The following is a 20,951-nucleotide window of genomic DNA, read 5'->3' on the forward strand; positions in this document are numbered from 1 at the left end:
AGTCTCTCCTTATACGTAATGACTACCCCTGCGCCGGAATGCGCATGCTCTGTATCTCTTGCACACCCGGAGCAAATCCCAAATTATAATAGACGGATTCCGCCTCATTGCCCTCCATCACATATAACCGCAGGATGGGATAATGATCTTTAAGGATACTTAACGCTCTTTTCAACATCAACGTCGCCAGTCCCTTCCCTCTATAAGCCGGCAAAACACCAATGCTATATACGGCTGCCACATTGTCCTGCAGGCAAAGACGGCAATTAGCAACTAATCCCCGGACTCTCGATCATAGACAAGAGTGGATGCCTGCAGCAATCGTTCATTAGTCAGATTAGGGTCCTCATTCGGAACAAAGTCCGCCAATGAAGCTTTATTCCTTCTTACCGCTTCAAAACCTCCTTGAAAGCTATGAAAATCACAATGGGCAATCTCATCCTCATTCGTAAACCGTTTGCCGCTTTTCGCATCATTATCCTCAATCTGAGGGCTTTGAATGATGACATTAGAATCCCACTTTATCTCAAAATAATCAGTAGGGCGCTGCATCCATCGGCATCTGAACTCATCCGGCCAAAAGCCTGCTTTTGCATATAAAGGAACTTGGTCTGGAAGCACCTCAAACGTTTTAATCGGATTTGCCCGGTCGGACCATTGAATTAATATCATCTTTAGTTGTTTCAACACTTCGAATTCATGACGAAACGGCGGGATGAAAAACAAATGGTAAATCAGATTGGGAGCCATCCTGACCCCGCCGATCTTCATCTCTCCTTTATAGATCCAGAAAGCGTTGTTCCGGGCCCTATTATATAGTTCCTCTCGAAAAAATCCATTATAGCTCGCATTATAATAAATCGAACAATAGATTCCCCATTCATCAACCTCTGCTCTTTGAATCGAATATTCGTCCGTTAGCTTATAAATCTGAGTCCGCTCTGACCACAGGTTTGTCTCCATCTCTCATTCCCCCTGAAGTTTGATTTTATAATGAATCTAGAGAACGCAAAAAAGGCTGCAGATGAACATAGCTCATCTGCAGCCTCCTATCTCCTTAGCATGAACAAGGCATCGTTATCCTGTTCACGCCAGCCTGCTTCTTTATTATGGCAGCGGAGATCGCGGTGTATGATTAAACTGTTGTTCTTTATCATAAGAGGCAATACTACATAGCAAATTAAGCATCATGAATGCTTCATCCGCCTTTCATTGGACCCCTTATATTCAGTTATTAGATCAACTGATTAAGAACAACGAGAATCATTACACCATTCACTCCTAGCGCACTAATTTTCCCTATATTACCATTCGTACAGATTATTTTCAACAGATAAACAACTTTATCATCCCTTAACAAATCAAAGCTATACTCGAACTGTACAGCAGCACATACAACAACGAAGAAAGGAATTGCATATTATGGGAATTCACACGTACTTTCAATCCTTGAACGATCTTGAACGTATTATCCGCTGCCCGGGAAAATTCAAATTCGAAGAGCATAGCGTATCCGCCCACTCCTGGAAGGTTGTCCAATATGCCAAAACATTGGCAGATATCGAGGAAAGCAATGGCGTCGTCATCGACTGGAAAAAACTCTACGAGATTACCAGCAGCCATGATTATGGCGAAATATTCATAGGCGATATTAAAACGCCCGTTAAACATTATTCTATGGAATTACGCGGCATGCTCCAGCAAGTAGAGGAAGGCATGATTGCGATGTTCATAGAAGAGAACATTCCGGAGGAATTCAAGGCCATCTTCCGCAGACAGCTTCGCGAGGGCAAAGACGATTCTGTCGAAGGGTTAATTCTTGAAGTAGCCGATAAACTGGATCAAGTATATGAGGCGCTTACAGAATTGCAAAGAGGCAACACGGAGAAGGAATTTGTCGTCATGTACCGCGAGGCGCTTATAAAGATTAAGAAAATCAAGCTGCACTGCGTCGATTATTTTTTAACACATATTTTGCCTGACATCGTGAAAGAAAGTCCAAACTGCCCCGTTGATATTCAGAAAATAACACGAGAAGCTTTGGAGCTATAATTTTCTCCCTCGCTGACTGAACCAGCCTTCCTGACTTCACCCGAATTTTCCATCTCTTGCGTTTCTCCTATCCTTCCAAGCATCCCGAACCTTCTTAACTCCCCCTCCTCTCCAACTGTCCTTCCCATTCTATCTTACCTTCCCTCTGCTGCTCTTCTTATCCGCCGCCCTTCTTTCCTCATGTCTTTTCTTCGACTCCGTATGCTATTCTATATTGGAAACAAACTAAGAAAAACAAAGGAGCGTCCTATGTCAGCAGAACAAGGTACGAAACAACATCCATGGCAATTAAAAACGCCTCCTGGAACCTCTGAATACGAAATGTACAAGGATGAAAAGGATGGAAAAGAAATTATCGTGTGCACGGTAGGCAAAACCGTTCTCCATTATGACTATCGCTGTATCGCTGATCTGCATGATATGCTCAAACAGCATGGAGACTGGATTGAGCTTGGCAGCGCGGACGAGCAGAAGCCAGCTAAAGAAGGTACAGTTGAAGCTTGGGGCCGCTCCTCTGACAATCCGATTGCAGGCTGGTATGGCCTGAAGAAAGGGTTCCGCGGCCGCTTCGGGATGTATGTCCCTCCTCTGATGGAAGCATTAGGGCTTGCAGAGGTTGAGCATAATCCCCGCAATAACCGGATGCGGGCATTGTAAGTCAGATATACTGCTTGTCTGACTAGAGAAGTTATAGGATATAGTGTGCATTATGCAACGAAAAACCTTTGCGCAGAGCCCAAAGGTTTTTCGTCGTGTTACTGCAAGTTATTCAAAGTTTCGCGGAGCCTCTGACTGGCCGCCTTGTGGCACCCTGGCACGGCCCAGCATAAGAATAAAAACGACAGCCAAGATCGGCAGCGCAATACTCCACTGGAACAGAAAGGCGATCGAATCCGCCAAGCCTGCAATCATTTTCTGAAGGATATCCTGCGGGAACATCTGTCGGACGGCAGGATTCAGCAGTGCTTGGGGATCGCCGAATTTCTCGGCCATCGAAGGGTCGGGAAGCACCGCCGTAATATTGGTCTTCAGCCTGCTCGTCTGAATGACACCAAATATCGTAATGCCAAGCGCGGAACCAATCGTCCGGAAAAATACGACCATTGAGGTAGCAGCGCCCTTGTATTCCGGGCTAATTCCGTGCAGCGTCGCAATATTAAAGATAACGAACGACACGCCAATTCCGAATCCTACAAAAATCATGTACACCGTAACGACCCAGCGATGCGTATCGGCATCTATCGTGCCCAAGAGGAACAGCGCGATGATGAGAATCGCTGCGGACACCAGCATAATGCTGCGGAACATGAATTTAGTGACGAAACGGCCTCCAAGCACAGAGCTTGCTACGACCCCCAGCATCATTGGAGTCAACGTTTGTCCAGCAGAGCTGGCCGAGCCTCCATATACGCCCTGTACAAAGATAGGGATATAGGTCGCACCTGAAATCAGAATCGCGCCATACAGGAAGCTGCAGACTTGGCTGGCGGTGAACACTTTATTTTTGAACAAATGCAGCGATATAACCGGATTCGATACCCTGCTTTCGACGATCAGGAAGATGATCAGCAGAACGACAAAAGCAATGAATAATCCGATAATCTGTACGGAATTCCATGCGTACGTTTTTCCGCCAAGCTCAAGCGCAAACATCAGACTCAGAATCGTAGCTGCGAGCAGCAATACACCGCCCCAGTCGATTACCTGCTTCTTCGTCTCCCCAGCTTCTTTATAGAATAGTACGATAAACAAAATAGCCAGTATGCCGAACGGGATGTTAATATAAAACACCCAGCGCCAATGCCAATAATCGGTGAAATACGCCCCGGCGAGCGGACCAAACACACTCGACAAACCAAATACGGCACCGAACAATCCATTCATTTTACCCCGCTTCTCAATGGGGAAAATGTCAAAAATGACAGCAAAGCATAGCGGCATAATGGCTCCCCCGCCAATACCTTGCAACGCCCGGAACAGAATAAGCTCTGTCATGCCATTCGCTATCCCGCACAGTATAGAACCAAGCAGAAATATGCCCAGCCCTAACAAGAAAAAACGTTTCCGGCCATACATATCCGACAGCTTTCCGAAAATCGGAGTAGTTACGACGCTTGCAATCATATAGGCGGAAAAAACCCATACTAGCTGCTCGTAGCCGCCAAATTCCCCTACGATAGTAGGCATGGCCGTTGACACAATCGTCTGGTCCAGCGCCGCCATAAACAAGCCAAGCAGCAAGCCAGCTACGGTCCACGTCGTATTGGTTCTCGCTCTATCCATGTGTTGAAGCCTTCTTCCTAATGTGTCATATGATTTTTAGTATTCCCTTTTACTGTAGACACATTCAATAACGAGACTGGCTCCAGGCAGCACTCACTTCGCACGCATCAGCAGAAATAAAAAATAGGGCACACTCAGCATTGTCACGATAATGCCTGCCGGAATATCTGCCTTGAAGCTGACCGTGCGGGCAATCGTGTCTGCTGCAAGCAACAGCAATGCCCCTGTTAGCCCCGAGGCTGGCAGCAGAAGCCTGTAATCGGGTCCAACAAGCCTCCGTGCCACATGCGGACTAATCAGGCCGATGAAGAAGATCGACCCTCCAAGTGCTACACAGCCAGAAGCAATGGCAACAGCTGCAACAGCGAGCAGAATAAATTTTCGCTTGACGGCTACCCCTAGCCCTGTCGATATCTCGTAGCCTAGTTCTAAAGTGTTCAAGGTCCGGGAATGCGTGATTATATAGATGAAAAGAAAGATGACCCAAGGTAACAGCAGACCGATATAATACCATTTATCGCCCCATAAGTATCCCGCTTGCCATCGCTGGGCAAATTCATATTTGTCTTCATCGAGCTTTAACGTAAGAAATAGTGTTAACGCGCTTAATCCGACATTCATGGCAACGCCCGTCAACACGAGCCGGGTAGAAGAAGGCGCATGATTCCTTCTGTACGCCAGTAAATAAATTAGGAATGCGGCCAGCAAGCCTCCACCGAATGCCAGCAAAGGAAGGAGTGCCGCTGAGGCCATCCCTTGAATGCCCACTGTTGTAATGAACAGCAAAACCATAAGACCTGAACCCGCGCTGACACCAAGCATGCCGGGATCAGCCAGATCATTGCGAAGCAAGGCTTGCATTACGGCTCCCGATATCGCCATGCCGAAACCAACAATTGCGGCCAGAACAATACGGGGAAGGCGGAATTTGAAGACGATGAGCTGATGATCTGCTGGCCCCTGTCCGAATAACACCTGAACAACTTCAAGCGGACGCAGCGACATTTTACCCATGTTCAGACTGAGGAAGGCTCCCGCAGCCAGCAATACAAACAACAGCAGAATGAATAGTCTGGCCCTGTACAATCGAGGCAAAATCATTCGAAGGCTCTCCTTTCTCTTCTGGCAATTAATAAAAAGAAAGGTACACCAATAATTGCAAAAATGATGCCAAGTGCTGTCTCAGCAGGACGATTAATCAGTCTGCCTGCCAGATCTGCCGCGACCATGAGTACGCCGCCATAAACGGCTGCTGCCGGAATAATATAACGATAATCTACACCAACAAAGAAACGCACAATATGCGGTACAATTAGACCTACGAATCCGATTGGTCCTACTAGCGTAACTGACACTCCCGCAAGCAGAAGCACCGCAAGTGTAGCTAACAGCTTTACGAGAACCGTGCGCTGCCCAAAGCCTTTTGCAATCTCTTCACCTAAGCTAAGAATCGTGATGGAGCGCGCGATAAAAAGAGACAAAGCCAACCCGCCAAGAAACCAGGGGGCGGTGAGCTTAAGTTCGGTCAATGTCGCACCCGCTACACTGCCCGATGTCCAATAAGCTAGCGCTTTTCCAACACCATAATTCAATGAAACGAATGAACCCATTGCTCCAAACAACAGGGTAATGGACATCCCAGCCAATACAAGTCGCTGGGGCGTCATCCCTCGACGGTTCAATGATGCAGCCAGGTAGGTTAAGCCTGCTCCCATAGCTGCTCCGGCGAAGCTAATGAACAGAGAGCCTGTATATAACTGGTTCGGGATAAAAGCCAAGGATATGGCCATTGCGAACGCCGCGCCTGCGTTCACCCCCATTAATCCTGAATCGGCTAACGGGTTGCGAGTGCTGCCTTGCATCACGGCCCCTGCCAAAGACAGACTCATACCAGCAACAATATCGGCTAGCGTGCGAGGAATGCGAAGCGAGTGAATGATCTGATGCTCGGTCAGGCTAGGGTCAAAGTAGAACACTGCCGTCCATGCCGTAGACAAGTTCATGCTTGCAGCTCCGAAAGAGAGAGAAGCTGCTGCCGCTAATAGCAGCAACAGCACCCCGATGATCATATATAGGCCAAAGAACGGCCTGCCGCCCAGATGAGGGAGGACAGCTGTTTGGTCCGCATTACTCGTCTTCTCCTTAGTTTTTCCCATCTGCCGCCAGCAACTTCTCGACGATAAAATCAAGCTGCTTGTCGAGGGAATAAATATCAGAGTAATAACAGAAGCCAAATTCAATCTCGATGACTCTTCCTTGTTTAACCGCCGGAACACTTTGCCAAATCGCATTATCCGACAGATCATCTGCCCCGTCCCACACGGAACGGATGACATAATCACCCAAATATTTAGGCAGCACTTCCATAGATACCGATCCGCCGCTTCCTTCGTTGGCTACGTCTATTTTCTTCTGAACGATTTCCGGCGCCTTCATTTCCAAATATTCATACACAATCTGGGAGCCCCGCCCGTAGAGCTTGCTCTCCACGACTGCCATATCCTTCTTGCCGCCTTCAATAATGGATACAGTCCGATCCAAAATACCCGCAGCTGCGAGCTTCTTCTTCCCTTCTTCTACTTTACTATGGAAATTATCCAGCAGCGTCTTTGCTTCTTGCTCCTTGCCGAATACTTTACCGATCATCGCCACACGTTCATCCGTCGTCATACGGTCAAAGGGAACAACTACGGTTGGCGCAATATCTTTAAGCTTGTCATACGTATCCGTAGAAGGAACAAGAATCAAATCTGGCTTTAATGCCATAATTGCCTCCGGATTCGGTTCAAACCATTGCCCCAATGCTTCTATACCTTCCAGATCGCCAGCGAAGGCTGCCCCGTCATAGACATCCGAAGTTCCTACAGGCTTAATGCCAAACGCGACAAGGTCTCCTTGCAGATAGAGCACGACAACCCGCTTCGGATTAGCCGGGACGACCACATCTCCTACGATGGTAGTTATGGTTCTCGTCTGCGCTTCTTTATTCACATTGGCCTCTGCTGATCCAGTATCCGCTGGAGCCGCTGTTGCAGAAGCTGCTGGCGGATTAGAGCCCGTTAAGTTAGAGCCGCTATTCGCTGCTCCGCAAGCACTTAGCAGCAAGGTTATGCTGAGCATAAGCGCCAATATTAAACTTGATTTCGTAGTTCTTTGCATGTGTGAAGACCCTCCAACTGTTTTATGTTGATAATGATTATCATAATCATCAACATTATAACGTTGAAGTGAGCTTCTGCCAATGGAAAATCCGGAGATGCTAAATGGACGATCATCCGACCTGCCCTGCTGTCTGGCTGCCTTTCGGTATCGAATTGGCGATTGTCCAGTGAACTTGCGGAACAAGCGGCTGAAGTAATAGACATCCGGATAACCTACTTCGACAGCGATATCACGGAGTGAAGCATCGGTACCCCGCAGCAGCTCTTCCGCATGACGGAGCCGGAAACGGATTAAGTATTCGATCATACTTGATCCCGTCTGCCCCTTGAACCGCATCGACAGGTGGCGGGGACTATAATTAAATTGCTCTGCGATCGACTCGAGCGATAAATTTTGCCGGTAATGATCTTCTATATAGTGAACTACTTGTCCAATGAGATCGGGTTCGCGAGCAGTAACTCCTTGCACTCTCAATTGCTTCAACATTTCATATATGAATTGATAAAATAACCCTTTGATTTGAATGCGCTCTAGCGGACTCGCCTGCGTCCAGACTTGCTCCATGGCAATCAGATGGTAGTGAAGCGGCAAAGGCTCGAGAGGCTCAAAGCCATATTGCATCTGAAACGGATTGCTGCGCTCCGTAAGCCTCGCTATATCCTTCCTTCCTGGCAGAGCGGCTCTATAAAACAACAGAAAATATTCAAACATTTCCTTGGCCTCGATGTCTAGGCGCATGCCTTTACCGCCATGCCACATAAAATGACGGTTCGCTGCATAATCCATGCCATCCAGACTAAGCATAGCTGAACCACGCACGCTATAGATAAACCCGCTTGCGGGCAGTATGTAAGCTTGAAGCTTGTCTCCCGGATTCATTACGGAATGACGAATATCCAACACTTTAACAGCAGCATAATTCCATAGAGTCATATGTTCTTCCAGCTTCATCAGGCATTCCACTCCAATCGACTCCACAATCGGTTCTGGAGTCACTACTTCCTTCATAATTGATAATGATTATCAATTACACTTTATAGTATTAAGCAGTTGCCCCTTTTTGTCAACGTTTCATCGACCGGCACAATACAGGAATCAGCATCACTTTTCATTTATTTACTCCAATGACGAATTTCCCATAACGGATTCGGGCAATATATATTTCGAAACTGCGCTGCAATGCAGCAGGCTTCCACAATAAGAGAGGGAGTGTACATCGATGACTCAACATGATGACCGGGATCGAATCGATAATGACAACGATACAAGTACTGGAGAAGCCGTTGGAACGGTAGGCGGCGGCGCTGTTGGAGCTGTCGTAGGTTCCGCTCTAGGTCCTGTCGGCACCGTTGTAGGCGGCATCGTAGGCGCAGCGCTTGGCAACAAGGCTGGCGAAAATGTAGATGATGCTAATGATGATGACGATAACGACCACCGTAGAGATTAAAGGAACATCCGACATCGATTAGCGAGGGAAACAGGCAGACAGATTTAACTATCGGCTGGTATAACTCCCAAAAGCAGCACCCCCGAATATGATGTTCGGGGGTGCTGTTTTTGGGCCTCTGCCAAAACTGGATGATGCTTCTGCTAGAGGAACAGCATGAGTTGAAGTGACAGGGGGCCTTCTTTTTGCTATAGAGGTTAGAAAGAAATAGCAGTTGAACCCAGTGGTACCATTACTCATATTGTTTTATAATGGAATCATCAGACCATGAAAAAGCTAGGACGAAATGATCCCTGTCATTGCGGAAGCGGCTTGAAATACAAAAAGTGTTGTATTGATAAAGACGAGGCCGGGAATGTAATCCCTCTAACTTCCGCGCAGCCAGCAGTACCTAAAGCTGCTGCAGCTTCTTCCGGCCGGAAAGAAATAGAACCAATTGAATCTGTGTAACCGAGAGGAACTGGGATGGGTCTCAAACAATTTAAAAAGTGGTATCTCATTTTTTCGTTTATTCTATCTATATTTATTGTCTTCGTAACTATCCTAAGCTTTACTTCGGTTTCCAAGGATGTTAAAGCACCGCTTGACGCTATCGCTCACTACATTTTATGGTTCTATGTTATTGAGTTAGCAGCGCTGTTCTTGCTCGCTAAAGACGCCCGGACATTTTTCAAAGAGCAGTGGCTCAGTTTATTGGCTGTTGGAACCTCGATCTCCGCCACACAGCTTCTGGAAGGTGTCGTTGGTATCGGTTCATTAACCGGACTAAAAGCCTTCAAGGGAGTAAAATCCTTTAAATCATTCAAATTGTTTAAATTCACCAAAGGCATGAAGCTGGTTAAATCGTATAAAATCGGTAAAAAAGCTTCAAAAGCGGCAAAGGAAGTTGACCTGCTGGAAAAATCGTAATTGTATACGGCTAAAACGCAATAACACCTTCAAAACTAGCCCATTGTATGACAGGGAGTTGGTATTTGAAGGTGTTTTTCTCGTGCTTTGCTTCAAAAGGCCAAAGTCAAAAAAAGTCCAAATAGCCAATTGACAAATAAAGGATGGCTTTGTATAATAAAATCAATTAATATCCAACGTTGGTTATTCACTGTTGTTTAAACAATTGGAGGCATCACCATGACTAATCTCATCGTCCTGTCCCTGCTTCGGATGCGTCCCATGCATGGCTATGAAATTCAGCAGCTTGTCCAGACTAACCGGATGGATACATGGACCAATTTGCTTTCGGGCTCCATCTATTACGCACTTAACAAAATGGAGCAAGACGGACTAATTCTGACGGAGGCCGAGGAACGAACAGGCGCACGGCTGCGCAAAATTTATGCCATCACTGAAAAAGGTGAAATGCACTTTCAACAGACGGTTCGGGATACGTTAACTATTCCTCCCCATTCCGTTAAGTCAGACTTCTCGCTTGGACTATCCTGGATCGAGAGCATTCCGAAGGAGGAAGCCCTTGGACTGCTGGAGCAAAATGTAAAGCAGGTTGAGCAAACCTTAGCGGAATGGCATTTCGGCAAACAGATTAAGAGCCAGTATGGCCTCTCTCCTATCGCCGAAGCCTCTTTCGACAATGCTATGAGTTTATTAGAACAAGATATTCGTTATTTAAAGACTGTTATTGCTCTGCTGCAGCAGCAGTAGCCGCATTACTTCAATGCGGCTTTCATTTTACCCCTATATCCAACATTGGATAAATAACATTGGGCAAAAGGAGCGAAATACAAATGGAACATTCATTGATTGAGGCGCACGGTCTGGTTAAAGCTTATGGAAAACGAACCATAGTCGGAGGTTTGGATCTGACAATCGGGAAAGGCGAAGTGCTTGCCATCATCGGTCCAAACGGCGCAGGAAAATCTACTGTACTGGATCTGTTATTGGGTTTGCGCCAGCCAGATTCGGGTCGTGTCACCTACTGGACTCGCCATCCCCACCGGCATATCGGCTTGCAGCTGCAGTCGACACCATTTTTCCCCGGATTCAATGCATTGGAGAATTTACGAATGTTCGCAGCCTTCTATGGCATGAGGATGAAAGACAGACAACTGCTGGCTCTTCTCGGCAAATGCGGACTTGGCGAATCTGCCAAAACGGATGCCTCCCGATTATCCGGCGGTCAACAGAAACGGTTGGCGATCGCCATGACGCTTGTACATGACCCGCAACTAATCTTTCTAGATGAACCTACGGCAGCACTTGATCCAAGAGCCCGTCGAGAGATTCGAGATTTAATCGGAATGCTGGCCAGCTCCGGTACGACGGTCGTGTTCACATCTCATGATATGGAGGAGGTGCAGAAGCTGGCCACGCGAATTGTGATGATTCAAGCCGGAGCTATTCAAGCTTCAGGTACAGCTGATGAATTGTTGTCCCAGCATCAAGTCTGCAGCCTGGAAGAGTTATATATCAAGTTAACTGAAGTTTAATCCATTCATATTTAAACTTAGGAGGAATGACAATGTTCACGATATTCAAAACGATGTTAGCCGGTATTTTCCGTGATGGCCATACACTATTCTGGACGATCCTCTTTCCATTAGCCATGCTTGCCGGATTAGGATTATATTTTGACAATCAAGCTTATTCCGAAAGGCTGCTAGGGGGAGTGTTAACGACCAATGTTCTGTTTGGCTCTGCAATGGTCACGGCATTTAACGTAATGGCACAACGCAATAGGGGCGTTTACAAGCTGCTCCGCGCCACTCCATTCAAGACTTCTGCTTTCATTACAGCAATGACAGGAGCAAGAACGGCACTGACACTCATCGTAAGCGGCTGCGTAATTCTAATGGGCGTGATTATACTCGGAGTTTCCCTTCATGCACTCAGTCTGTTGATGATGCTTATCGTACTGCTTGCGGGAACGGTCTGCTTTACTGCCATTGGATTTATAGCTGCCAATCTCTCCCGGGACGAGAGCAACGTCAACATGATCTCCAACCTGATAAGCTTCCCCATGCTGTTCACCAGCGAAGCATTCTATAGCTTACAGAACGCTCCGGGGTGGGTTCAATTGCTCGGAAAACTCCAGCCTTTCTCTTATTTCGTAGAGGCTATGTCTATAGCGATTAGTCCTGAAGGAGCATTCGCAGACATCGTAATGCCGCTCCTCATTCTAATCGGATTTTGCATCCTCTGCTTGGCCGTTGCCATCCTTACGTTCAGATGGGATTCAGAACGAGCAGCAGGCAGAAGATTTCGGCAGAAACAGACTTCGTCCTACTAAATGTCGCAACCAACCTCCACTAGCGCTTCATTCCATGACGGTTATGAACCTTCGCAGATTTCGCTACCAATCGAGCATCTCCCATAAAGAAACATGCAATAAAGCCAAGTCCAACTAACACCATACCGATTAGGAATACATGAGCTAGAGCATCGCTAAATACACGCTGAAGACCGATTAGCCCTTCAGGGGATAAAGAGGCTCTGACGGCGGGATCAAGGAGTGCCTGCTTAACATGCTGTACTTGGCCCGAAGGAAAGATGTCGAGCTCCCCCTGAAGCTCCTTCACTCCCGAAGACATTTGTTTAGCCTGCAGACTGCCTAACACACTGACTCCAATGGTCCCTCCAATCGAACGAAAAAACTGTGAGGATGAGGTGGCGGCTCCTCTTGAGGAGCTGTCGACCGCACTCTGCGCAGCGGTGCCAACAGTTGGATAGACCGCTCCCATTCCAAGTCCTGCTACAATCATATAGATGATGATCTGTGTCTGCGTCGTGTCTGTCGTTATCTGGCTAAGCAGAAAAAATCCAACCGTCATAAGCATCATGCTTGGGATCAGAATCGCCCGGTAAGAAAGTCTGCTCATCAGACGCCCGCCAACAATAGAAGTGACCGTTACGGCAAGCATAAGCGGCGTTAAAATATATCCGGCAATAGACGATTTTACGCCAATGACACCTTGAACGAACAGCGGAATGAACACAATGGCGCCAAACAAGCCAGCACTCATGAAAAACCCAGTAATATTACCAAAAGCAATGGCCCGGATTTTGAAGAGATGCAGCGGAATAATCGGCTCCTTCACCTTCGTCTCTATCCACAAGAATAGAGCAAGCAGCGCAGCGCCACCGGCTAAAAAAACCAATATTCCGGGAGAATTCCACGCATACCGGGTCCCGGTTCCCGTACTCTCACCGCCGCCGCTAAGCACCAAGGCTAGCAAAAGCGATACAATGGCAAGGCTCAGCGTAACGGCTCCCCACCAGTCGATTGACCGTTTCTCTGCGTTCTTGCTTTCTTTCATTGTCACAGCCAACAGCAGAAACACGACAAGACCAATTGGCAGATTCACAAAGAAAATCCACCCCCAGTTCCAATACTCGACAATAACGCCGCCCAGAGTCGGTCCAAAAACGCTGGATATCGCAACGACTGCACTCAGCAAGCCCATAAACTTCCCTCGTTTATCAGGAGGATAAATATCCGCCACGATAGTCATCGCTATCGGCATAAGAGCACCTGCCCCCAAACCTTGAATACCCCGGAAGAGAATAAGCTCAGGCATACTTTTCGCAAGCCCGCATAAAGCAGAGCCTATAAGAAATAAGGACAGTCCGGCCAAAATAATTTTCTTGCGCCCTATTAAATCTGCCAACTTACCGTAAATCGGCATCATCGTGGTCGAAGCCAGCATGTAGACGGTGAACACCCAGCTGTAGTACGAAAAGCCGCCTAACCGGCTGATTACCGTCGGCATAGCAGTCGATACGATGGTCTGATCTAATGAGGATAGGAATAGACCGAGTAACAGTGCGATTGTAATGTACGCTGTTTTCCGTTGATCGTATGGCATTTGTTCATACTCTCCTTTATCAATTTTGAATAACCAAAAATCAACACAGTGTTGCATTAACGTCGACGTGTAGCTATATTAAAATAAAGAAAAGAAAGCGGCAACCAACAATAGAAAGAGCTAGTGTCGCATTATCGACACCGGAAGCAAAGCTGTTGCACAAAACCGAAACATGACACAAAGGAGCTAGAAATGTCTATTAACCCTATGCAGCTTGATCCGCGCGTTAAACGAACCCATCATCTCATTCGAGATGCCCTGCTGTCGTTGATGGATTCGAAAGGCTTCGATCACGTCACGGTTCGGAATATTACGCAGCATGCTGAGATCAATCGGGCCACGTTTTATCTGCATTATGAGGACAAATACGATTTATTGAAAAAAATTGTAAATGGCATGCTGGATGAATTTGCTGCTGCGTTCCAGCTGCCGCCCGACTTTGAAGCTGCTGATTTTGTTCAGGATGCGAATACGCCTCCTGAATCCTTCATTCGCCAGTTCCAGCATATAGCGGAGCATGCTGCATCTTACCGGGTGATGCTTGGTCCGAATGGCTTGCCTGGCTTCTCCTTGCGAATGGAGGACATCATCCGGGAATCCCTGTACCGGCGATCCGTAATTGCACAGCCCAACGACCAGCAGGTTACGATGCCGCGGGATATTATCGTCCGTTATGTGACTTCGGCTCATCTGGGAATTATTATGTATTGGCTGGAAAACGACATGCAGTATTCTCCCAAGTACATGGCAACGCAGCTCATACGTTTGCATGAGCACGGCTCGACTCATTTTTTCAAAGGGAATGCTTGATGAAAATAAATAAAGACCCATAACCTCGTAGGGTTATGGGTCTTTATTGCGATACTAAGTCTCTATTTGTCCTAACACTGCTTTGGATAAATTCTTACTTTACCCACCTGCTCGCCTTTAGGAATGCTTATAATCTCCGAAAAAGGTTCAATGCCCTCAAACGTATCGCTGTCAATATAAGAGGACGCTGTTCCAATGATTTCACCCTGCGGATTATACACACTAGTTACAACATCGAGATCAGTGTTTAAATTCCCAGACATAATCTCACCGATTACTTTAATTTCATCCTGTTCTTCGAATTCATTGTATTCGAGGTAAGCAGTCGTATTAATTTCAACACCATATTTCTGTTCAAGTACTTCTAATCTTTCTACCGATAGACGATTGCTCATAGGTATTCTCCTTTAATTGAGGACTTTAGGTAAACTACCAGTGAAATTCGACAAATTGCTGCTCAAGTTCTACACAACCAATATAAAATACGACAAAACTTCCATCAATTCCTTCCCGCTTATAAAACAAAATGCGACAGTATTAATAAAGAAAAGAAACACCACCCGATCGGATGGTGTTCCTCTTGTAACAATTATTTAGTTAGGCCAGAATCTTTCAGGAACTGCTTGGCAACGTCAGTATATTCTTTCTTGTTGATATCGACTTCAGCATTCAGCTTTTGCAAGGTTTTATCATCCAGCTTTGCCGTAATATTATTCAAAATCGTAGCGATATTCTCATCCTTATCCAACGTTTCCTGACGGATAACCGGCGCTACATTATATGGCGGCCACAGCTGTTTGTCGTCCTTGAGTACGACTAGATCCGGATTTAGCAGATCACCGTCTGTTCCGAAAGCAATGGTAGCTTGAGCTTCGTCATTCAGTACCACACGATACTTAACACCATAGTCAAACAGCTTGAGGCTCTTGAACTTAAAGTCGCCATATACGCGATTCATACCGAGCAGTCCGTCCTCGCGTTCTTCAAATTCCGGAACAGCCGCGAAGTTGATTTCGCCAGCTTTGGCTTGCAGATCAGACAGCGTAGTGATACCGTACTTTTCAGAAGCTGAGCGCGAAATCGCTATCGCTTGCGTGTTATTTGCCTGGGAAGGATCCAGCCAGACGAGATTGAACTCTTTTTTGTAATAATCTGAAACCCGGTCATATACTTGCTTCGGGTCTGGAAGCGGCTTCTCATTCAGAATATTCAGCAAGCCAGTGCCTGTGTACTCCGGATAAACATCGATCTCACCTTTTTTCAGCGCTTCATGAGCAATCAGTGTACCCCCCAGGTTAAGCTTACGATCAACTTTAATACCCGCATCCTCCAGTGCCAACGCAAAGATCTCTCCTAGCAGAAGCGATTCTGTAAAGTTCTTGGAACCAACGACGACCTTTTTCTTGGACGACCCATCTCCGCAGCCAGCTGCAACAGTCGCTAAGGCGATGATTAATACAAGTACTAGCAAGCTCGTTTTTTTCTTTTTCATAGTTACCCCTCCGTATTTGCTTGATAAATGATAAATCGATTAACAAAGCTATATGAGTAAAGCCATGGATGTCAGAACTAGGAAGAGGATCAACACGTAAATACGTATTGAACTGGAACACCATTCAGCAAAACAATCTCCCCTTTATTATCATTTAATGATAATTCCTTATTACAATAATTTCTTCTAATATAGCACCCCGCCAAAATCATGTCAATCGCATAAGGTTACTTGGTTTTAAATTTATTTTGCTCCGCCCTGCGACATCAGTCAGGGAATACATGCAGGCAAAACAAAAATCCACAACCCGATGCAGTTGTGGACGGTCGCCTATCCCTCTATCCGTAAAGAAATACTCACTTTAAATAAATCCCCATCGACTTCAATATTGAGATGCCCCTCATGAAGATCGACGATTGATTTGGCAATAGCCAGCCCAAGGCCGGAGCCTTCTGTATGACGCGAAGAATCGCCCCGCTTGAACCGTTCAAACAGCTCATCGATATTTTCGCTGATCTCATATTTGGATACATTTTTAAACGATACAATGACTTGATTAGAGACGGTCTGTGCCGTTATATAAACGCGCGAGTTCTCCAAGGAATACTTCAAGATATTGCCGATTAAATTATCGAATACACGAAATAGCTTCTGCCCGTCAACAAATGCATACACCGGCTCTTCCATGTTAGGCAGCCGAAATTGAAGGCTGGAATCGTTAATCGTATCATCATATTCCGCTAATGTCTGCTGCAGCAGCTGAATAAGATCAACCTTTTCCTTGTTTAACTCTACATTTCCGCTAGCCATTTTCGAAACCTCAAACAAATCATCAATCAGCACCTTTAACCGTTGTGATTTTTGGTCAATGATCTCGATATAGGTGATTCTCTCCTCATTCGATAACTCTCCCCTTTTCAATAGCTCGGTATACGTAATGATAGAGGTTAACGGTGTACGAAGGTCATGGCTTACATTGGTAATGAGCTCGGTTTTGAGGCGTTCGCTCTTCGCCTGCTCGTTCTGCAGCGTTCTTACACCAGCATTTAACACATTAATATTACCGGCAAGTATGGCTAGCACCGAATTGCCCGATACCGGCAGCTCCTGTCCTAAATTTCCAACAGCCAGTTCATTCGCTTTGAAGGCAATACGGTTAAAATATCCGATTCGTTTGATAAGAAGCAGCATAATTGGAAGTCCTACAATTAAAAGAAGCAGCAAATATAGGAGCGTAAAATCAGAGTCAATGGCCAGCATGATGGATGCAAAGCCTAGACCGAATATAAGCAACAACATGGCAAACAACTGCACACCTATACTTTTATTAAGAAAAGAATCACTAAGGCTGCGCTTAATTTGCTGTAAGCCTGTCTTTATACGCTGCCCTGTTTTATTAAGAAGCCCTCTTTCCCATTCTTTCTTGGCACACGGCCATTCCTTTAAATGTGTCGCCGTAAAATTCGCCTGGGTGAGGGCAGCAACTACACAAACCGATGCCAATGCCAGGTTGATAAACATGTTCCAGCCATACAGAAAAGGATCACTGAATACGTAAAGAAATTGATCCTTCATCATAAACAGAAACATCATAGCTCCTAACCCTGTCAGCACGATAAACATGACTCGCACGTCAATTGGCAGCTTATTGTAATAGGGGGCCAGTCGTCCAATCCTTGCAGGAATTTCTTTCGCTTTCCTTATACAGATGAAACATAAAACAAGAGCGAATAGACTTAAGAGAGTATACGCCCATAACGTGATTTGCTCCCTTTGATACTTATTGTATTGAAATGTAATGAGGCTGGATGGAGACAATCCTACCCCAATCTCTCCTTGAAACGAAACGTTTTTATTCTCTAATTGAGTATTTCTTGGAATATAGTAAGCTCCAGAAAGCTCCATAGGAATGGAATAGCTTATTTTGAATTTCATATTGTTGGCGTTCATTTGTTCTATCGCCGATTCAATCCCAGCCGTATTCAAATTTGAATAGACTTGATCCGATCCGCTGCTTTTAAAATAATATTGAAATTGCCCCTTCAGTCTTAAATATTCCGGATAATATTCTTCCCTTTCCTTGTAAAAAGCTTCAAGCTCCTTTTCTTTTTCATTCCTCACCTTTACCCGAACATACTCGTCTTCTGTAAATACTTTCTTAATGTCGGCAATCTTTTTATCTCTTTCGGACACGAGAATATCCGATGCCTCTTGGTTATTTTCTGATAGTGCCTCTTTAATCCGTATCTGATATTCATCATTAACAGAGGTAATTGATTGCGTCACATCATCTCCTGATCTATACCGGTAATCATTAACTTCATCCTCGGACACCGTTATCGACTTTTTCACTTCCACCAATGGAATAAGATTGAGCTCAAACATGTTTAAATACTGAGCGAATCGATCCAGTTCATTTCGGAATTGCACCGTGTGAAAATAATCGCGTTGAACATAATTAGAGCCGAAGCCGGATACGATTAAGAGCCCGCTGACTCCAAAAGTAAACAGAACTGCCCATACTCCAATGCTTAATTTATTTTTCCATTTTGTAACCAATCCCCCACACCACCTTTAAATAAGTTGGATTTTTCGGATCAATTTCGATTTTTTCCCGGATTTTGCGGATGTGAACGGCCACCGTATTTTCTGCGTTGTAGCCAGGCTCTTTCCATACCCGCTCATAGATTTCATTAATCGAGAATACCCGGCCGGCATTGGTCATTAATAATTCAACGATTTTATATTCAATGGGGGTAAGTTTGACCGGCTCTCCATGGACGGCTACTTCTTTCCCCGCTTTGTCTAAAATAAGTCCTCTCAAATCAATCACCTTCTTAATGCCTTCATACGTACCCAGAGTCACATATCTTCTCAACTGGGACTTCACACGGGCAACGAGCTCCATCGGATTAAAAGGTTTGGTTACATAGTCGTCCGCCCCCATATGGAGGCCTAATATTTTGTCACTATCTTCGCTTTTTGCGCTAAGTATAAGGATCGGTATGTTTTTCTTCTCACGAATTTTGTATGTAGCGGCAATCCCGTCCAATCTAGGCATCATTAAATCCATAATAATGAGATGAATGGGATGTTCGTTAATGATCTCTAATGCCTCCATCCCATCCTTTGCTTTCAGCACCGTAACACCTTCGTTTTTCAAATAAATTTCGATTACATCCCGTATTTCTTTATCATCATCCACAACGAGTACAAAAAAGTTGTCCATCGTTCACTCCTCTTTCCAGAAGTCATCTTTCACTATCTTAATCGTAACCGGAAGATATTAACATATATTGATGATAATTATGAAGGACTTCTTAATATTTACGTCGGTTGCACTTAAATACAATAAAAAAAACCGCCTTGTGAAAAGGCGGTTAGCTAACGAACAGGATAACTACTTTCAGGATTTCATTCTTAAATTTGGAACTGAGAGCGGAATAACAATGCTTATTAATAGAGTTATACTCCTATTATTCTGGAGTGTAATTATACAAATCGTTTTGAGTATATGAATTGAAAATCCTTTCATAGAGCTTAGGTTACCTGAGTTTCCAATGTAAATAGATGATAAGCTCACTATTTTGTAAACAGTCCATCGTTTATGCTCATACCTTTATCATTTCAAACGTATGAACGCTAGTGAACGGACCCTCTTTACCAACTTCTCGGAGTTTCATCAAATAATAAGTGCCCTTGTACGGTCCTTCTGTTGCTGAAATCGACTTATTCTTACTGGCCTTAAGCTCAGCATCAATTGAACTGGAGAACTGATTTTTTTCATAGAACTGTTTGCTTTTCTCTGCGTCTTGCATAAGTGCATAGATTGTACTTAATACAATGTCTTTCACCTTTTCTTCCTCTTGAACCCACACGCTAATTCTATCAATTTCTCCTGTTCGAGCGTTCGTTGCTATGGTCAAGCTGTAGACAAACTTAACAGACGAAGAATCCTTAACAGACTTTGAGGTATTATACACTTTAGAATTAGAGTCTTTATTATATAGATTCTCCGTAAATGTCAAAGTTTCAAAACCCACATAATAAGAGGAATCGAGCCCAGTCTGTTTCAATCCATCGTTAAAATAACGGATGGTCTGCTGAAGTGCTTCTATCGCTTTCGGATTCGTTAGCTGTAATTCCTCGGATTGCGCCAGAAGGAAAGTGGGGGACTTTTCTTGCGGTCTTGTTCCCATCACTTTGCTGCCAGTCTTGTCCATTACATTTTTTATAAAAGCGATTGCCTCCGCTCTAGTTAGCAAGCCTTTTCCTTCATAGCCTTCAAGGGTTGCGGAGGATTTACCCTTCGACAGCCCTTTATTCAGCAGATAAGAAATCGCATCGTTACCCATAAAATTCACACCACGGGTACCCACGATTATCTCTGCCACAGTCTGACGGCTAATCGGAGCAACATAGGTAGATAAAACAGGCAGATTATGCTGATGTGCGACTATGTAATAGGGAGCTGACCACCGTTGATTTTCAAGCGGACTTACCGTAATACCAAATGCTCGTACTAATAATACAATGAACTCCTCTTCCGTCACGATCCGATCCGGCCTAAACGTATCATCTTCATATCCTTTGACAATATTTTGTTCGACACCCCATTGAATCGCCTCATATCCCCAGAACGTGGCATCGACATCCTTAAATGTTTTTGATTGCGCATTAGCACTGGCCGCTCCGAATAAAACAGTAAGCAGTACGGCACTCATTACAAATCTTGTGAACTTCAAAATAACCCTTCCTTTCAATCTTGCTTCTCTCTCTTCCATTCAACTAAATCTGTCTAGCATTAAAATACAAATGTTTCCTTTCCTATTCTAATGGAACCCTCATACGGACGCTACTTAAATATAGGCTAGAGCATGAAGCAGCA

21 protein-coding genes are annotated in these 20,951 nt (G+C 45.1%); 9 read left to right on the plus strand and 12 right to left on the minus strand.

Features of this window, described 5'->3' with window-relative positions:
- Positions 1 to 22: 22 nt before the first annotated feature.
- On the minus strand, positions 23 to 241 hold the full coding sequence (locus TY10_RS31835; RefSeq protein ID WP_238327914.1) for a GNAT family N-acetyltransferase: 219 nt from the start codon (positions 239 to 241) through the stop codon (positions 23 to 25).
- 32 nt (positions 242 to 273) lie between these two features.
- Positions 274 to 963, minus strand: a complete 690-nt coding sequence (locus TY10_RS22600) for a GNAT family N-acetyltransferase (protein WP_238327916.1) — start codon at positions 961 to 963, stop codon at positions 274 to 276.
- Positions 964 to 1,422: 459 nt separating this feature from the next.
- Here TY10_RS22600 and TY10_RS22605 point away from each other — a divergent pair, with 459 nt between their 5' ends.
- Both TY10_RS22605 and TY10_RS22610 read left to right on the plus strand, forming a co-directional pair.
- Positions 1,423 to 2,052: a YfbR-like 5'-deoxynucleotidase gene (locus tag TY10_RS22605; protein WP_042168609.1), complete on the plus strand. Its 630-nt coding sequence runs from the start codon at positions 1,423 to 1,425 to the stop codon at positions 2,050 to 2,052.
- A 249-nt stretch (positions 2,053 to 2,301) separates the two neighbouring features.
- Positions 2,302 to 2,709 carry a DUF6855 family protein gene (locus TY10_RS22610; RefSeq protein ID WP_042168612.1) on the plus strand — a complete coding sequence of 136 codons (408 nt, stop codon included), beginning with the start codon at positions 2,302 to 2,304 and terminating at the stop codon, positions 2,707 to 2,709.
- Positions 2,710 to 2,817: 108 nt separating this feature from the next.
- Here the strand turns inward: TY10_RS22610 and TY10_RS22615 are convergent, their stop codons facing one another.
- The 4 genes from TY10_RS22615 to TY10_RS22630 all read right to left on the minus strand — a co-directional run bounded on the left by TY10_RS22615 (position 2,818) and on the right by TY10_RS22630 (position 8,493).
- Positions 2,818 to 4,335 (minus strand): MDR family MFS transporter, encoded by a 1,518-nt coding sequence (locus TY10_RS22615; RefSeq protein WP_042168614.1) that lies wholly within the window; start codon positions 4,333 to 4,335, stop codon positions 2,818 to 2,820.
- A gap of 93 nt (positions 4,336 to 4,428) precedes the next feature.
- Positions 4,429 to 5,436, minus strand: a complete 1,008-nt coding sequence (locus tag TY10_RS22620) for a FecCD family ABC transporter permease (RefSeq protein WP_042168617.1) — start codon at positions 5,434 to 5,436, stop codon at positions 4,429 to 4,431.
- Positions 5,433 to 6,491, minus strand: coding sequence for a FecCD family ABC transporter permease (locus TY10_RS22625; RefSeq protein ID WP_081735439.1), 1,059 nt, complete (start codon positions 6,489 to 6,491; stop codon positions 5,433 to 5,435). Before TY10_RS22625 ends, TY10_RS22620 begins: the two co-directional genes overlap by 4 nt.
- Positions 6,478 to 8,493: an AraC family transcriptional regulator gene (locus tag TY10_RS22630; protein WP_238327918.1), complete on the minus strand. Its 2,016-nt coding sequence runs from the start codon at positions 8,491 to 8,493 to the stop codon at positions 6,478 to 6,480. The genes TY10_RS22625 and TY10_RS22630 overlap by 14 nt, the downstream gene beginning before the upstream one ends.
- Positions 8,494 to 8,716: 223 nt before the next feature.
- Here TY10_RS22630 and TY10_RS22635 point away from each other — a divergent pair, with 223 nt between their 5' ends.
- The 6 genes from TY10_RS22635 to TY10_RS22655 all read left to right on the plus strand — a co-directional run bounded on the left by TY10_RS22635 (position 8,717) and on the right by TY10_RS22655 (position 12,185).
- Positions 8,717 to 8,944, plus strand: a complete 228-nt coding sequence (locus TY10_RS22635; protein ID WP_042168622.1) for a glycine zipper domain-containing protein — start codon at positions 8,717 to 8,719, stop codon at positions 8,942 to 8,944.
- A gap of 267 nt (positions 8,945 to 9,211) precedes the next feature.
- Positions 9,212 to 9,394 (plus strand): SEC-C metal-binding domain-containing protein, encoded by a 183-nt coding sequence (locus tag TY10_RS31110; protein WP_202903220.1) that lies wholly within the window; start codon positions 9,212 to 9,214, stop codon positions 9,392 to 9,394.
- Positions 9,395 to 9,409: 15 nt separating this feature from the next.
- On the plus strand, positions 9,410 to 9,853 hold the full coding sequence (locus TY10_RS22640) for a hypothetical protein (protein ID WP_042168625.1): 444 nt from the start codon (positions 9,410 to 9,412) through the stop codon (positions 9,851 to 9,853).
- A 219-nt stretch (positions 9,854 to 10,072) separates the two neighbouring features.
- Positions 10,073 to 10,600, plus strand: coding sequence for a PadR family transcriptional regulator (locus TY10_RS22645; protein WP_042168629.1), 528 nt, complete (start codon positions 10,073 to 10,075; stop codon positions 10,598 to 10,600).
- Between the two features lie 83 nt (positions 10,601 to 10,683).
- Positions 10,684 to 11,385 carry an ABC transporter ATP-binding protein gene (locus TY10_RS22650; RefSeq protein ID WP_042168632.1) on the plus strand — a complete coding sequence of 234 codons (702 nt, stop codon included), beginning with the start codon at positions 10,684 to 10,686 and terminating at the stop codon, positions 11,383 to 11,385.
- 32 nt (positions 11,386 to 11,417) lie between these two features.
- Positions 11,418 to 12,185 carry an ABC transporter permease gene (locus TY10_RS22655; RefSeq protein WP_042168635.1) on the plus strand — a complete coding sequence of 256 codons (768 nt, stop codon included), beginning with the start codon at positions 11,418 to 11,420 and terminating at the stop codon, positions 12,183 to 12,185.
- 19 nt (positions 12,186 to 12,204) lie between these two features.
- Here the strand turns inward: TY10_RS22655 and TY10_RS22660 are convergent, their stop codons facing one another.
- Complete coding sequence (locus TY10_RS22660; protein ID WP_042168638.1) at positions 12,205 to 13,761, minus strand: MDR family MFS transporter; 1,557 nt, start codon at positions 13,759 to 13,761, stop codon at positions 12,205 to 12,207.
- A 192-nt stretch (positions 13,762 to 13,953) separates the two neighbouring features.
- Here TY10_RS22660 and TY10_RS22665 point away from each other — a divergent pair, with 192 nt between their 5' ends.
- Positions 13,954 to 14,571, plus strand: coding sequence for a TetR/AcrR family transcriptional regulator (locus TY10_RS22665; protein WP_042168641.1), 618 nt, complete (start codon positions 13,954 to 13,956; stop codon positions 14,569 to 14,571).
- Between the two features lie 71 nt (positions 14,572 to 14,642).
- Here TY10_RS22665 and TY10_RS22670 read toward each other — a convergent pair whose 3' ends face one another.
- The 5 genes from TY10_RS22670 to TY10_RS29155 all read right to left on the minus strand — a co-directional run bounded on the left by TY10_RS22670 (position 14,643) and on the right by TY10_RS29155 (position 20,847).
- The gene (locus tag TY10_RS22670; RefSeq protein WP_042168643.1) at positions 14,643 to 14,966 is read right to left on the minus strand and encodes a hypothetical protein; all 324 of its coding nucleotides are present in this window, start codon (positions 14,964 to 14,966) and stop codon (positions 14,643 to 14,645) included.
- Between the two features lie 194 nt (positions 14,967 to 15,160).
- Positions 15,161 to 16,063 carry a glycine betaine ABC transporter substrate-binding protein gene (locus TY10_RS22675; RefSeq protein ID WP_042168646.1) on the minus strand — a complete coding sequence of 301 codons (903 nt, stop codon included), beginning with the start codon at positions 16,061 to 16,063 and terminating at the stop codon, positions 15,161 to 15,163.
- Between the two features lie 330 nt (positions 16,064 to 16,393).
- On the minus strand, positions 16,394 to 18,622 hold the full coding sequence (locus TY10_RS22680) for a sensor histidine kinase (protein WP_042168649.1): 2,229 nt from the start codon (positions 18,620 to 18,622) through the stop codon (positions 16,394 to 16,396).
- Complete coding sequence (locus TY10_RS22685) at positions 18,600 to 19,292, minus strand: response regulator transcription factor (protein WP_042168652.1); 693 nt, start codon at positions 19,290 to 19,292, stop codon at positions 18,600 to 18,602. The genes TY10_RS22680 and TY10_RS22685 overlap by 23 nt, the downstream gene beginning before the upstream one ends.
- A 382-nt stretch (positions 19,293 to 19,674) precedes the next feature.
- The gene (locus TY10_RS29155; protein ID WP_081735440.1) at positions 19,675 to 20,847 is read right to left on the minus strand and encodes an S-layer homology domain-containing protein; all 1,173 of its coding nucleotides are present in this window, start codon (positions 20,845 to 20,847) and stop codon (positions 19,675 to 19,677) included.
- Between the last annotated feature and the right edge of the window lie 104 nt (positions 20,848 to 20,951).

The sequence above is a fragment of the Paenibacillus gorillae genome (assembly GCF_000513275.1).
In the GTDB taxonomy this organism is placed as follows: Bacteria; Bacillota; Bacilli; order Paenibacillales; family Paenibacillaceae; genus Pristimantibacillus; species Pristimantibacillus gorillae.

Bases quoted from the DNA above. Each gene is read 5' to 3' on its own strand.
- TY10_RS22610 (WP_042168612.1), top strand. From the start codon at position 2,302: ATGTCAGCAGAACAAGGTACGAAACAACATCCATGGCAATTAAAAACG.
- TY10_RS22640 (WP_042168625.1), top strand. From the start codon at position 9,410: ATGGGTCTCAAACAATTTAAAAAGTGGTATCTCATTTTTTCGTTTATT.
- TY10_RS22665 (WP_042168641.1), top strand. From the start codon at position 13,954: ATGTCTATTAACCCTATGCAGCTTGATCCGCGCGTTAAACGAACCCAT.
- TY10_RS22635 (WP_042168622.1), top strand. From the start codon at position 8,717: ATGACTCAACATGATGACCGGGATCGAATCGATAATGACAACGATACA.
- TY10_RS31110 (WP_202903220.1), top strand. From the start codon at position 9,212: ATGAAAAAGCTAGGACGAAATGATCCCTGTCATTGCGGAAGCGGCTTG.
- TY10_RS29155 (WP_081735440.1), bottom strand. From the start codon at position 20,847: ATGGAAGAGAGAGAAGCAAGATTGAAAGGAAGGGTTATTTTGAAGTTC.
- TY10_RS22615 (WP_042168614.1), bottom strand. From the start codon at position 4,335: ATGGATAGAGCGAGAACCAATACGACGTGGACCGTAGCTGGCTTGCTG.
- TY10_RS22670 (WP_042168643.1), bottom strand. From the start codon at position 14,966: ATGAGCAATCGTCTATCGGTAGAAAGATTAGAAGTACTTGAACAGAAA.
- TY10_RS22605 (WP_042168609.1), top strand. From the start codon at position 1,423: ATGGGAATTCACACGTACTTTCAATCCTTGAACGATCTTGAACGTATT.
- TY10_RS22675 (WP_042168646.1), bottom strand. From the start codon at position 16,063: ATGAAAAAGAAAAAAACGAGCTTGCTAGTACTTGTATTAATCATCGCC.
- TY10_RS22655 (WP_042168635.1), top strand. From the start codon at position 11,418: ATGTTCACGATATTCAAAACGATGTTAGCCGGTATTTTCCGTGATGGC.
- TY10_RS22685 (WP_042168652.1), bottom strand. From the start codon at position 19,292: ATGGACAACTTTTTTGTACTCGTTGTGGATGATGATAAAGAAATACGG.
- TY10_RS22645 (WP_042168629.1), top strand. From the start codon at position 10,073: ATGACTAATCTCATCGTCCTGTCCCTGCTTCGGATGCGTCCCATGCAT.
- TY10_RS22620 (WP_042168617.1), bottom strand. From the start codon at position 5,436: ATGATTTTGCCTCGATTGTACAGGGCCAGACTATTCATTCTGCTGTTG.
- TY10_RS22650 (WP_042168632.1), top strand. From the start codon at position 10,684: ATGGAACATTCATTGATTGAGGCGCACGGTCTGGTTAAAGCTTATGGA.
- TY10_RS22600 (WP_238327916.1), bottom strand. From the start codon at position 963: ATGGAGACAAACCTGTGGTCAGAGCGGACTCAGATTTATAAGCTAACG.
- TY10_RS22660 (WP_042168638.1), bottom strand. From the start codon at position 13,761: ATGCCATACGATCAACGGAAAACAGCGTACATTACAATCGCACTGTTA.
- TY10_RS22625 (WP_081735439.1), bottom strand. From the start codon at position 6,491: ATGGGAAAAACTAAGGAGAAGACGAGTAATGCGGACCAAACAGCTGTC.